Source organism: Kitasatospora sp. NPDC058162 (genome assembly GCF_042884005.1).
In the GTDB taxonomy this organism is placed as follows: domain Bacteria; phylum Actinomycetota; class Actinomycetes; order Streptomycetales; family Streptomycetaceae; genus Kitasatospora.
This window is the reverse complement of sequence record NZ_JBHVUS010000012.1, coordinates 195,732-208,031: the sequence shown is the minus strand read 5'-3', so window position 1 is coordinate 208,031 and position 12,300 is coordinate 195,732. Positions and strand designations below refer to the sequence as shown.

At 74.8% G+C, this 12,300-nt stretch carries 11 protein-coding genes and 1 riboswitch; of the genes, 7 read left to right on the top strand and 4 right to left on the bottom strand.

Translation table 11 applies throughout. The features are described from left to right. Positions 1 to 75: 75 nt before the first annotated feature. Positions 76 to 768, bottom strand: coding sequence for a transcriptional regulator (locus ACFVXG_RS23425; RefSeq protein WP_387930341.1), 693 nt, complete (start codon positions 766 to 768; stop codon positions 76 to 78). Positions 769 to 961: 193 nt separating this feature from the next. Then, positions 962 to 1,092: riboswitch (cobalamin riboswitch) on the top strand. 98 nt (positions 1,093 to 1,190) lie between these two features. Between ACFVXG_RS23425 and ACFVXG_RS23420 the strand changes: the two genes are divergently transcribed. Genes ACFVXG_RS23420 through ACFVXG_RS23390 form a run of 7 tightly spaced genes read left to right on the top strand, consistent with a single transcriptional unit; the run spans position 1,191 to position 9,002 of the window. After that, positions 1,191 to 2,282, top strand: a complete 1,092-nt coding sequence (locus ACFVXG_RS23420) for a cobalamin biosynthesis protein (protein WP_387930339.1) — start codon at positions 1,191 to 1,193, stop codon at positions 2,280 to 2,282. Further along, positions 2,279 to 3,793 (top strand): cobyric acid synthase, encoded by a 1,515-nt coding sequence (locus ACFVXG_RS23415; RefSeq protein WP_387930337.1) that lies wholly within the window; start codon positions 2,279 to 2,281, stop codon positions 3,791 to 3,793. Before ACFVXG_RS23420 ends, ACFVXG_RS23415 begins: the two co-directional genes overlap by 4 nt. Next, positions 3,790 to 5,880, top strand: coding sequence for a putative cobaltochelatase (locus ACFVXG_RS23410; RefSeq protein WP_387930335.1), 2,091 nt, complete (start codon positions 3,790 to 3,792; stop codon positions 5,878 to 5,880). Before ACFVXG_RS23415 ends, ACFVXG_RS23410 begins: the two co-directional genes overlap by 4 nt. Before the next feature lie 6 nt (positions 5,881 to 5,886). Further along, a complete protein-coding gene (cobO, locus tag ACFVXG_RS23405; protein WP_387930333.1) occupies positions 5,887 to 6,492 on the top strand; it encodes a cob(I)yrinic acid a,c-diamide adenosyltransferase in 606 nt (201 codons plus the stop codon). A 4-nt stretch (positions 6,493 to 6,496) separates the two neighbouring features. Further along, positions 6,497 to 7,888, top strand: a complete 1,392-nt coding sequence (locus ACFVXG_RS23400) for a cobyrinate a,c-diamide synthase (RefSeq protein ID WP_387930331.1) — start codon at positions 6,497 to 6,499, stop codon at positions 7,886 to 7,888. A gap of 25 nt (positions 7,889 to 7,913) precedes the next feature. After that, positions 7,914 to 8,486, top strand: coding sequence for a chloramphenicol phosphotransferase CPT family protein (locus ACFVXG_RS23395; RefSeq protein ID WP_387930329.1), 573 nt, complete (start codon positions 7,914 to 7,916; stop codon positions 8,484 to 8,486). A gap of 39 nt (positions 8,487 to 8,525) precedes the next feature. Next, the gene (locus ACFVXG_RS23390) at positions 8,526 to 9,002 is read left to right on the top strand and encodes an OsmC family protein (RefSeq protein WP_387930328.1); all 477 of its coding nucleotides are present in this window, start codon (positions 8,526 to 8,528) and stop codon (positions 9,000 to 9,002) included. A gap of 119 nt (positions 9,003 to 9,121) precedes the next feature. Here the strand turns inward: ACFVXG_RS23390 and ACFVXG_RS23385 are convergent, their stop codons facing one another. The 3 genes from ACFVXG_RS23385 to ACFVXG_RS23375 all read right to left on the bottom strand — a co-directional run bounded on the left by ACFVXG_RS23385 (position 9,122) and on the right by ACFVXG_RS23375 (position 12,265). After that, a complete protein-coding gene (locus ACFVXG_RS23385) occupies positions 9,122 to 9,640 on the bottom strand; it encodes a hypothetical protein (protein WP_387930326.1) in 519 nt (172 codons plus the stop codon). 252 nt (positions 9,641 to 9,892) lie between these two features. Beyond that, positions 9,893 to 11,581, bottom strand: a complete 1,689-nt coding sequence (locus ACFVXG_RS23380; protein WP_387930324.1) for a serine/threonine-protein kinase — start codon at positions 11,579 to 11,581, stop codon at positions 9,893 to 9,895. 54 nt (positions 11,582 to 11,635) lie between these two features. Then, entirely contained in the window at positions 11,636 to 12,265 is a 630-nt protein-coding gene (locus ACFVXG_RS23375; protein WP_387930323.1) for a TetR/AcrR family transcriptional regulator, read from the bottom strand. Between the last annotated feature and the right edge of the window lie 35 nt (positions 12,266 to 12,300).

The following is a 12,300-nucleotide window of genomic DNA, read 5'->3' as shown; positions in this document are numbered from 1 at the left end:
GGGGTGGGTGGGTTTTGGTGGTGGGCGCGCGGGGCGGGGCCCGCGCGCCCGTAAAGGGGGGGTGGGTGGGGTCGGTCAGACGGGGATGGCGGGGTGGTGGGTGCTGAGGAGCTGCCAGAAGCGGGGGGTGAGGGGTGGGGTGGGGGTGGTGGGTTGGGTGGTGGTGCCCCAGTGGGAGGGGATGTGGTGTTCCTGGGCGAGGAGGGGGAGGACGGCGGCGAGGTCGGGTTCGGGGACGGGGACCAGGGCGGCGAGCGGGCGGAGGTGGGGTTGCCAGCGGCCGGTCACGCATTGGCGGAGGAGGCGGTCGAGGGCCTCGCGGCGGCCGGTGGCCTCGACCAGTTCGGTGAGGCGTAGGCCCAGGACTTGGGCGAGGGCGTGGGTCTGGTCCGGGTCGCCGTCCCAGTGGCCGGTGAGTTCGGCCTGACGGTAGGTGGGCAGGGGCATGCCGACCCGTTCGGCGACGGTCTCCGGGGGGAGTTCCCGGGCGAGGCGGTGGTCGCGCAGGCTCACCGGGTGGCCGGGCATCAGGGCGGCGGCCGGGCACCAGAGGGCGCGGGCCAGGGCGATGAACTCGGCTTCGCCGGGGTGCAGCACGCCGTCCTCCCAGGCCAGGACGTGACCGGGCAGCAGCCGGACGCCGTGTGCGGCCATGCCCTCGGCGACCTGCTCGGGGGTCAGCCCGAGGCCGGCCCGGTGGGCGCGGGCGGCCTCCGGCGAGAACGGCACCGGGGTGGGGGCGACGGCGGGGGGCTTTCTGCGGCGCATGGGCGAACCGTAGGCGCGGCCTGCGGTGCGGCCCCAGCCGTCGAACGCACGAAGCGGGGGTGCTGGGGCGTTCGCGGCGCTGGGCGATCGCACAGGGTGGGGGTGTGCGGTTCGTGTGACCAACCCCTCCGTGACCTCGGTTGACTCCCGGTTCGGGCGCGTGATGGGATCCTGGGGCCAAACGGAGGCATGGAGAGGAAGCCGGTGCGAGTCCGGCGCGGTCCCGCCACTGTCACCGGGGAGCACGTTCGGAAATGCCACGGCGGACCGTCAGGAGCCGCTGGAAGGCCCGGGGGTGCGTCCGACCCGGAAGCCAGGAGACTCTCGCCGCCGGTACGTCGATCCAGGGCGCGGACCCTGAGTGAGGACACCCACGCGATGCAGGCTGCCCAGCCCGGTTGGATTCCCAGCTTTTCGTTGTTGTGCGCCCGCTGACCCGGGCCGCCGCCTTCGCGGTGGGCGCCGTCGCGGGCTACGCCGCCGACGCCCGGTACGCCGACCCTCGCCGCGGCCACCCCGTCGCCCTGTTCGGCAGTGCCGCGGGCCGACTGGAGCGGCGGCTGTGGCGCGACGACCGGGCGGCCGGCACCGGGTACACCGCGCTGTGCGTGGGTGCGGTCGCGGCCGGCGCGCTGGCCCTGGACCGTACGGTCGGGCGCCGTCCGGTGGGCCGGGCCGCGCTGGCCGCGGCGGCGACCTGGACGGTGCTCGGCGGCACCTCGCTGACCCGGGAGGCGCGCACCATCGGCCGCTCGCTCGCCGCGGGTGACCTGGCGGCCGCCCGGGAGCGGCTGCCGCACCTGTGCGGGCGGGATCCGAGCGCGCTGGACGGGCAGCAGATCGCCCGGGCGGTGGTCGAGTCGGTGGCGGAGAACACGGCGGATGCGGTGGTGAACGCGCTGGTGTGGGGTGCCATGGCCGGTACGCCGGGGCTGCTCGCCTTCCGCGCGGTGAACACGCTGGACGCGATGGTGGGCCACCGGTCGCCACGCTACGCCCGCTTCGGCTGGGCCTCGGCCCGGCTGGACGACGTCGCGGGCTGGCCGGGCGCCCGGCTGACGGCCCTGCTGACGGTGGCCGCCGCGCCCGAGCCCCGGACCGCCTGGCGGGTCTGGCGCCGGGACGGCTCCGCGCACCCGAGCCCGAACGCGGGCCAGGCCGAGTCGGCTTTCGCCGGGGCGGTCGGGGTCCGGTTGGGTGGGACGTTGCAGTACCCGCACGAGCCGAAGGGCGCGCCGGAGCCGAAAGCGACGAGCGACAAGCGACCGACGCAGGAGGGAGCGCCGGAGCGAGGAACGTCGGCTCCGGGTCAGGAGCGCCCGGAGGCGAGTGCGGAGCAACCTGGGCGGGTGGAGCACCGGCCCTTGCTGGGTGCGGAGTTGCGGCCGGTGACGGTGGACGACATCGAGCGGGCCTGCACGCTGTCCCGGCGGGTGGGCGCGCTGGCGCTGGGTACGACGGTCGCGGGGCACGTCCTGCTGCGCATGCTGATGAGGAAGAAGGGCGGGGAATGACGAACGCACTGCTGGTCGCGGGGACGACCTCGGACGCGGGCAAGAGCGTGGTGACGGCCGGGATCTGCCGTTGGCTGGCCCGCCAGGGCGTGCGGGTGGCGCCGTTCAAGGCGCAGAACATGTCGCTGAACTCCTTCGTCACCGCCGACGGCGCCGAGATCGGCCGCGCCCAGGCGATGCAGGCGCAGGCCGCCCGGGTGGAGCCGGAGGCGGCGATGAACCCGGTGCTGTTGAAGCCGGGCGCGGACGGCCGTAGCCAGGTGGTGCTGCTCGGCAAACCGGTGGCCGAGGTGGGCGCGCTGGACTACCGGGAGCGCAAGCCCGTCCTGCTGGAGCGCTCGCTGGAGTGCCTGGCGGATCTGCGCGCCCGCTACGACGTGGTGGTGTGCGAGGGCGCCGGCTCGCCCGCCGAGATCAACCTGCGGGACCGGGACATCGCCAACATGGGCCTGGCCACGGCCGCCGCGCTGCCCGTGGTGGTGGTCGGGGACATCGACCGCGGCGGGGTGTTCGCCGCGATGTACGGGACGCTGGCGCTGCTGTCGGCGGAGGACCAGCGGCATGTGGCCGGCTGGTTCGTCAACAAGTTCCGCGGCGACGCCCGGCTGCTGGCGCCCGGGCTGGAGATGCTGCACGAGCTGACCGGCCGGCCGGTGCTGGGCACGCTGCCGATGCTGTCGGGCCTGTGGCTGGACGCCGAGGACTCGCTGGACCTGTCCACCGTGGTGGACCGGGTGGACGGGCCCGGGCCGCTGGGGGCGGACGTGCTGCGGGTCGCCGTGGTGCGCTTCCCCCGGCTGTCGAACTTCACCGACCTGGACGCGCTGGCCCAGGAGCCGGGCGTGCTGGTGCGCTGGGCGACCCGGCCGGAGGAGCTGGCCGACGCCGACCTGGTGGTGCTGCCCGGCACCCGGGCGACCGTGGCGGACCTCGCCTGGCTGCGCGAGCGCGGCCTGGAGCCGGCGCTGAAGGCGCGGGCGGCGGCCGGGCTGCCGGTCCTCGGGGTGTGCGGCGGCTACCAGATGCTGGCCCGCTCGATCGAGGACGAGGTGGAGTCGAAGGCGGGTGTCGTCGACGGGCTGGGGCTGCTGCCGACGGACGTGCGGTTCGGCGTCGAGAAGGTGCTCGCACGGCCGGTCGGTGAGGCGTACGGGCAGCGGGTCGAGGGCTACGAGATCCACCACGGGGTGGTGGCGGTGGACGGGGGCGCTCCGTTCCTGGACGGCTGTCGGGTCGGCTCGGTGTGGGGCACCACCTGGCACGGCGCGCTGGAGAACGACGGCTTCCGTCGTGAACTCCTGCGCGAGGTCGCGGACTTGGCGGGCCGGGCGTTCGTACCGGCGCCGGACACCTCCTTCGCCGCAGCACGCGAGGCCCGGCTGGACCGGCTGGGCGACCTGATCGAGGAACACGCGGACACCGACGCGCTGTGGAAGCTGATCGAGGGCGGGGTGCCGGCGGCCGGAGCGCTGCCGTTCCTCCCGCCCGGGGCACCTGGGAGTGACGCATGAGTGAGGTCCGCTATCCCTTCACCGCGATCGTCGGCATGGCCGACCTGCGGCTCGGGCTGCTGCTGAACGCGGTCTCCCCGGCCGTGGGCGGCGTGCTGGTGCGCGGCGAGAAGGGCACCGCCAAGTCGACCATGGTGCGCGCGCTGGCCGGGCTGCTGCCCGCCATCGCCGTGGTGGACGACTGCCGGTTCGCCTGCGACCCGGCCGCGCCGGACCCGCAGTGCCCGGACGGGCCGCACGCCGCTGTTGAGAGTCGCGAACGGCCGTCCCAGTTGGTCGAGTTGCCGGTCGGCGTGGCCGAGGACCGGATCGTCGGCTCGCTCGACCTGGAGCGCGCGCTGGCCGAGGGCGTCAAGGCGTACGAGCCCGGGCTGCTCGCCAAGGCGCACCGCGGTGTGCTGTACATCGACGAGGTGAACCTGCTCCAGGACCACGTGGTGGACCTGCTGCTGGACGCCGCCGCGATGGGCCGCTCGTACGTCGAGCGCGAGGGCGTGTCGGTGCGGCACGCGGCGCGGTTCCTGCTGGTCGGCACCATGAACCCGGAGGAGGGCGAGCTGCGGCCGCAGCTGCTCGACCGCTTCGGCCTGACCGTCGAGATCGCCGCCACCCGGGATCCGGCGGAGCGTGCCGAGGTGGTCCGGCGCCGGCTCGCCTACGACGCCGACCCGGCGGGCTTCGCGGAGCGGTTCGCGGCGGAGGAGCGGGCGCTCGCCGAACACATCACGGTGGCAAGGGAGTTGCTGCCGAAGGTCGAGCTGACGGATGTGGCGCTGCGTCAGATCACGGCTGTGTGTGCCGCGTTCGAGGTGGACGGGCTGCGCGCGGACATCGTGATGGCCCGCACCGCGGTCGCGCTGGCCGCCTGGGCCGGGCGGACGGAGGTGCTGGAGGAGGACGTCCGCAAGGCCGCCCAGCTGGCCCTGCCGCACCGGCGCCGCCGGAACCCCTTCGACGCCCCGGGGTTGGACGAGGAGCAGCTGGACCGCACGCTGGAGGAGCACACCCAGCCGGACGAGCCGGAGACCGAGCCGGATCCGGAGCCGGAGGGTGACGGGCCGGAGGGTGACGGGGACGGTCCGGACGGCGGTGGGGACGGTGGCCCGGGTGGCGGTGGCCCGGAGGGCGGGGGCGCGCCCGAGCCGACCGATGGCGGCACCCCGGAGGCTTCCACCCCCGAGGACACCGAGGCGCCCGGGCCGCAGCCCGTACCCGCCCAACACCCCTCCCCCGCGCGGGAGTCGGCGCCGGTCGCGGCCGGGGATCCGTACCGCACGCGGCTGTTCACCGTGCAGGGCACCGGCCACGGCGCCCAGGGCCGCCGCTCCCCCGCGGAGACCACCGGCGGGCACACCATCCGGGCCCGCCGTCCGCAGGGCACGCTGAGCCGGCTGCACCTGACCGCGACTCTCCAGGCCGCCGCGCCGCACCAGGTGGCGCGCGGGCGGGCCGGTCGGGCACTGGTGCTGCACAAGGACGACTTCCGCGAACAGGTGCGCCAGGGGCGGGAGTCCAACCTGGTGCTGTTCGTGGTGGACGCCTCCGGCTCGATGGCCGCCCGGCAGCGGATGACCGCCGTCAAGGGCGCGGTGCTGTCGCTGCTGATGGACGCCTACCAGCGCCGGGACAAGATCGGCATGATCACCTTCCGCGGCGCGGACGCCGAGCTGGCGCTGCCGCCCACCTCCTCGGTGGAGGTCGGCGCCGCCCGGCTGGAGACGCTGCCCACCGGCGGACGCACCCCGCTGGCGGCCGGCCTGCTGCGCGCCCACGAGGTGCTGCGGGTCGAGCGGCTGCGCGACCCGAACCGGCGCCCGCTGCTGGTCGTGGTGACCGACGGCCGGGCCACCGGCGGGCGGGACGCGCTCGCCCGCTCCCAGCGGGCGGCCGCGCTGTTCGCCGCCCAGGGCACCGCGAGCGTGGTGCTGGACTGCGAGTCCGGGCCGGTCCGACTGGGCCTGGCCCGTACCCTGGCCGGGCTGCTCGGCGGCAGCGCCGTCAGCCTGGACGAGCTGCGCGCGGAGGGCGTGGCCTCGCTCGTCCGCGCGAACCGACCCGTCTCCACCTCGATCCGAAAGGCGGCCTGAGCCGACATGCCCAAGGGTGTCCCCGAGAGCGTTCCCGACGACGGTCTGACGACCCGCCAGCGCCGTACCCAGCCGATCACCGCCGTGCACACCGGCCCCGGGAAGGGCAAGTCCACGGCCGCCTTCGGCATGGCGCTGCGGGCCTGGAACCAGGGCTGGTCGGTCGGGGTGTTCCAGTTCGTGAAGTCCGCCAAGTGGAAGGTCGGCGAGGAGAACGCGCTGCGCGTGCTCGGCGCCTCCGGCGAGGGCGGCACCGTCGACTGGCACAAGATGGGCTCCGGCTGGTCCTGGATCCAGCGCTCCGCCGAGCAGGAGATGACCAGCGAGGAGGCGGCCAAGGAGGGCTGGGAGCAGGTCAAGCGCGACCTCGCCGCCGAGACCTACCGCTTCTACGTGCTGGACGAGTTCACCTACCCGATGCACTGGGGCTGGATCGACCCGGAGGAGGTCGTATCGGTGCTCAAGGACCGTCCGGGAAGCCAGCACGTCGTCATCACCGGCCGGTACGCGCCCGAGGCGCTGACCGGAGTCGCCGACCTGGTCACCGAGATGACCAAGGTCAAGCACCCCATGGACGCCGGCCGCAAGGGCCAGCGCGGTATCGAGTGGTGACCTCTTGAGCAACGTCCTCGCGCCTGTGAACGTCCCCCGCATCGTGGTCGCCGCGCCCTCCTCGGGCGCCGGCAAGACCACCGTCGCCACCGGCCTGATCGCGGCGCTCGCCGCGCGCGGGCTGGCGGTGTCGCCGCACAAGGTCGGCCCCGACTACATCGACCCGGGCTACCACGCGCTCGCCGCCGGGCGCCCGGGCCGCAACCTGGACGCCTTCATGTGCGGGCCGGAACGGATCGCGCCGCTGTTCCTGCACGGCGCGGCCGGGGCGGACGTCGCGGTGGTCGAGGGCGTCATGGGCCTGTTCGACGGGGCCTCCGGGCGTGGGGAGTTGGCGTCCACCGCGCACGTCGCCAAGCTGCTGCGGGCCCCCGTGGTGCTGGTGGTGGACGGCTCCTCGCAGTCCCGCTCGGTGGCCGCGCTGGTGCACGGCTTCGCCTCCTGGGACCCGGAGGTGCGGCTCGCCGGGGTGATCCTCAACCGGGTCGCCTCCGACCGGCACGAGCAGCTGCTGCGGGAGGCCCTGGAGGAGGGCTCCGGCGTGCCCGTGCTGGGCGCGCTGCGCCGCTCGGCGGCCGTGGCCACGCCGTCCCGGCACCTCGGGCTGATCCCGGCGGTGGAGCGCTCGGCGGAGGCCCTGAAGGCCGTCGCGGACATGGGCGAGCTGGTGGCGTCCTCGGTGGATCTGGACGCCGTGCTGGAACTCGCGCGTACGGCACCGGAGTTGGACGCCGAGCCGTGGGACGCCGCGGTGGAGGTGACGCCGGTCGGCGGGCGGCCGCGGATCGCGGTGGCGGGCGGCGCGGCGTTCTCGTTCTCGTACGCCGAGAACGCCGAACTGCTCAGCGCGGCGGGCGCGGAGGTCGTCCCGTTCGATCCGCTGCACGCCTCGGCGCTGCCGGAGGGCACCGCCGGGCTGGTCATCGGCGGCGGGTTCCCGGAGTTGTACGTACGGGAGTTGAGCGGGAACGCCGAACTGCGGCGGGCCATCGGGGATTTCGCGGCGGCGGGCGGTCCTGTCGCTGCGGAGTGCGCCGGACTGCTGTACCTGGGGCGTGAGTTGGACGGCCTGCCGATGTGCGGGGTGCTGGACACCGACGCCCGGATGACCGAGCGGCTCACCCTCGGCTACCGGGAGGCCGTCGCCCTGCACGACTCCCCGCTCGCCCCCGCCGGCACCCGGCTGCGCGGACACGAGTTCCACCGGACGGTCTGCGAACCGGGTGCCGGGGAACAGCCCGCCTGGGGCTGGCGCCTGCCGACCGGGCCGCGGATGGAGGGGTTCGCGGGCGGCAACGTGCACGCCTCGTACCTGCACCTGCACTGGGCCGGGGCACCCGGGTTGGCGGAGTCGTTCGCGGGAGCGGCGGCGGCGTTCAATTCGGGGGCGTCCTGAGGGCTTTCCTCTTTAGGATGCGCGCATGGATGTGATCGTGCTCAACGGCGGCTCCAGTTCCGGGAAGTCGAGCATCGCCCGGCGCTTGCAGGAGCTGCTGACGGAGCCGTGGCTGCACCTCGGCGCGGACACCATGGTGGACGCGCTGCCGCCGTGGCTGCTCGGCGGCGACGGCGGGATCGGCGGCCTGACGGACGGGGACGGCACGGTGGAGGTCGGGCCGGCCTTCGCCCGGCTGGACGCCGCCTGGACGCTCGGCGTGGCGGCGATGGCCCGGGCCGGTGCCCCGGTCCTGGTCGACGAGGTGTTCCTCGGCGGCGCCGCCTCCCAGCAGCGGTGGCGCGCGGCGCTGGACGGCCTGGACGTGCTCTGGGTCGGCGTGCGCTGCGACCCGGCGGTGGCCGCGGCCCGGGAGGCCGCGCGCGGCGACCGGGTCGCCGGGATGGCCGCCGTACAGGCGGAGTCGGTGCACGAGGGCGTGTCCTACGACCTGGTGGTCGACACCTCGCGGGCTTCGGTGGACGACTGCGCCGACGCGGTCCTGGCACGCCTGGCGGCGGCCCCGATGAGCCCCGCGCGGGCGGCCCGTTGCGGTTGACTGTCCGGGGACATCCCCTTCCCGCGGAGGCACGCGCCCATGGCCAGGCAGTACGAGTACACCGCCGAGATCAACTGGACCGGCAACCGGGGCACCGGCACCAGCGACTACCGCGCCTACGCCCGTGACGTCGAGGTGTCGGCCGAGGGCCTGCCGGGCATCCCCGGCTCCGCCGACCCGGCCTTCCGCGGTGACGCGGCACGCTGGAACCCGGAGCAGCTGCTGCTGGTCGCGCTCGCCCAGTGCCACCTGCTGTCGTACCTGCACCAGTGCGCGGTGAACGGGGTCGTGGTGACCTCCTACGTCGACCGGCCGGCGGGCACCATGGCGGTGACCCCGGAGGGCTGCCGCTTCACCTCGGTGGTGTTGCACCCGCGGGTCGAGGTCGCCGAACCGGGGATGGTGGAGCGGGCGCTCACCCTGCATGCGGCGGCGAACCGGGGCTGCTTCATCGCCAACTCGGTCAACTTCCCGGTGCGGCACGAGGCCGAGGTGACGGTGGGGGTCGCGGGCTAGCCGTTGGTCTGTGGCTGGTAGGGCCGGGTGCGTTTCGTCCCGCACGCCCCGCACACCCCGCACCCCTCGACCCGGCAGCGGGGTCGAGGGGTGCGGGGTGCGGGGTGCGGTCCGGGTGGTCAGCTGAAGGTGACCTCGTAGACCCCGACGGAGCTGGGGGTGAAGTGGGCGCTGCCGGTGAGGCCCTCGTACTTGAGGGTGCCGCCGGTGACGATGCCGTCGAACTCCTTGGGGGCGGCCCCCGAATGCGGGATCGGGATGACCGCGTCGAGGGCGATCTGGGCTCCGTCGGTGAACTTGAAGATGCTCGTGCACAGCACCTCGTCCGTGGTCGTGCCGGTCGCGTCCTTGCCGCAGTTGGCGTAGGCGGTGCCCAGGGTCTTGCCGTCGACGTCCTTCATCACGGCCCTGCTGCCGAAGGCGTGACCGACCCCCTGGGAGACGCTGCCGGGGTTGGCGGTGCCCGTGCTGTCGAGGATCATGTCCGGCACCTGGACCGCCCTGGTCGAGCGGTGGGTGGCGGCCTGGGGCTGGGTGTCGGCGGCCACGGCCGGCATGCTCAGCGCGGCGACCACGCCGACGGTGAGCGCCGCGGCGGCCAGGGCGAGGGAGCTCTTGACGGTGATGGGTCGCTGCAACGGAGTCTCCGAGGTCGGTTCCGGGGTGGCCTGGTGGCCGGGGCGCATCCCATCACGCCGACGGGCGGATGACTACGATCCGTGATCGCGCGCGTCGATCCGGGTGAAAGCGGCCGCTTCCCTGGTGGGACACGGGATCTTCGTTCGTGAGCGGATGTTCCGAGTCGCCCTCTCGGCCCGGCCGCCACCCGGACGGGCGACAGGAAGCCACCCGGTCGGCGCAGCGGCCCGGTTGACGGTCCCGGGTCCGGATCAGAGCGTGAGGGTCTGCCAGCCGCGGGTGATCTGCTCGTGGACGGCCGCCGGGTCCGGCGCCGTGGTCTGGGCGGCCGCGAGCGCGGCCAGCAGGGCCGTACCGTCGGCCGGGCGTTGGGCCGGGTCGATGGTCAGAGCACGGGCGACGACGGCCGCGAGCGCCGGGTCGAGGGCCTGGACCGCCGCCAGCGCGGTGGGCTCGGGCCCGCTCTCCACGATCCGGCGGATCACCGCGCCCGTGTTGGTCGCCGCGAACGGGCTGACGCCGTACGCCGCGCAGACCACGCAGCACGCCCAGGCCCACACGTCGGCCGCCGGACCGACCCGCTCGTCGCCGAACTGCTCCGGCGCCATGTACGTCAGGGTGCCCGGCCCGCCGCCGGTGGCGGTCAGCCGGGTGCCGTCCACGATCGCCGCGATGCCGAAGTCCAGCAGGCGCGGGCCGGCCGTGGTCAGCATGATGTTGGCGGGCTTGAGGTCCCGGTGCACCAGGCCGAGCCGGTGCACCCCGGACAGTGCCACGGCCAGCGCCAGCGCCAGGGCGCGCAGCGCCTCGGCGGAGCGGATCGGGCCCTGCTCGCGCAGGTGGGCGTCGAGCGGGCGGCCGTCCAGCAACTCCATGGCCAGGTACGGGCGTCCGGCGTCCACGCCGGTGTCGAGCACCCGGGCGGTGTAGGCGCCGGGGACCATGGCCAGCACCTCGGCCTCGCGCTGGAAGCGGCGCAACAGGTCGTCGTCGTTGAGGAGTTCGAGGTTGATGGTCTTGAGCGCGACCTGGGTGGCGGAGCCCTGGCGCTGGGCGAGGTAGACCGTGCCCATGCCGCCGGCGCCGATCCGGCCGAGCAGCTGGTAGCCGCCGATCGTCCGGGGCTCGTGCGGGGTGAGGGGGCTGCCGACGGGCGGGGCCGACACCACCGGCGGGGCGGGCGGGGTCGGCGGGGCGGGCGGGGCCGGCGGGGTGAACTGCGGGGGGACGTACGGGCCCTGCGGCGGGGTGGCCGGCGGCTGGGCGGTGGGCGCGTACGGGTTCTGCGCGTCCAGGTACGCCTGGAACGCCTGGGCGGCCCCGGCCTCCGGGGCGCTCCCCGACTCCGCACCGACCTGCCTGGGCCGGCGGCTCACGAAGAAGGCGACGAGCTGGAACACCAGCGCCGGAACGACCAGGGCGGCCGGCAGGACGAACACCGCGAGCACCGCACGGAGCACCAGCAGGCCGACCACCCGGGCCTGGGTCGCGCCCGCCGACCAGGCCTGCGGGGGCAGGTCGGTGGTCAGCAGCCTGCGCTGGGTCAGGTAGCAGAGCAGCAGGCCGAGCAGCAGGCAGACGACGAAGACCGCGATGTACAGGGTCTGCGCCAGGCTGCGGTCCATGTGCGTCGGGTAGGCGATGTACCTGGAGTTGGCGGGGTCGAACGGCTGCCCCAGCCCCCTGAAGGTCATGTTGCCCGCGACGTTGGCGGACAGGAACACCATCACCCCGGCGATGCCCAGCAGGCCCAGCACCAACTCGCCGACGGTGGCGCCGACCCCGCCCGGCGCACCCGAGCCCGCGTCCACGCCGGTGGCGGCCAACGCCCTTCGGCGGGCGGCCGTCTGGGCGCGCACCAGCACCGGCAGCGTCGCCAGTCGCAGCAGCAGCGCCGCACCGATCATGAGCAGTACGACGACTTCGAGCGAACTCAGCATGCTTCCCCCTGGCTGATCGAGCACACGGAGTATAGGGCCGATGCGACCCGGGCCCTACCGGCCCAGCAGGGCGGCGAGGTAGCGGTCGATCTCCGCACGCAGCTCCTCCGGCATCGGTACGTGCCAGTGCCCGCTGCCGGCCGTCGCGTTGAACAGCACGCCGTCGCACCAGCGGATCAGCCGGCGGGCGTCGCCCTCGGGGTCGGTGGAGCCGGCGGCGGCGAGCAGGACGGCGCCGAGCTGGGCGAAGCGGGCGCCCAGGCGGTCGTAGACGGCGCGCAGTTCGGGCCTGCGGGTGGCCTCCAGGGCGAGCTCCAAGCGGGCCAGGGTGAGCCTGCGGCCGCTGGTGAGGGCCTGGAAGAGCACCTCGGCGCCGACCTCGACCAGCAGTGCGCGGGCCGGTGCGGCCGCTCGGGGGTGCTGTTCCTCGGCGAAGACCGGGTAGTCGGCGGTCTCCCGCTCGACGATCCGGGTGAGCACCAGTTCCAGCAGGGCGGCCCTGGTCCGGGCGAGGTTGGAGGTCGAGCCGGCGGGCAGTCCGGCGGCGTCGTCCACGGCGCGGTGGGTGAGTCCGCGAAGGCCGGCCTCGGCGATCAGGTCGATGGCGGCGTCGGCGATCAGGGTCGGGCGCGGGGGCGTCAGGCCCGGGGACGTCAGGCGTGGGGGCGTCATGGGTTCGATCATGGCCTTTCCTCGGGGACCAGCCAGCTCACTACAGC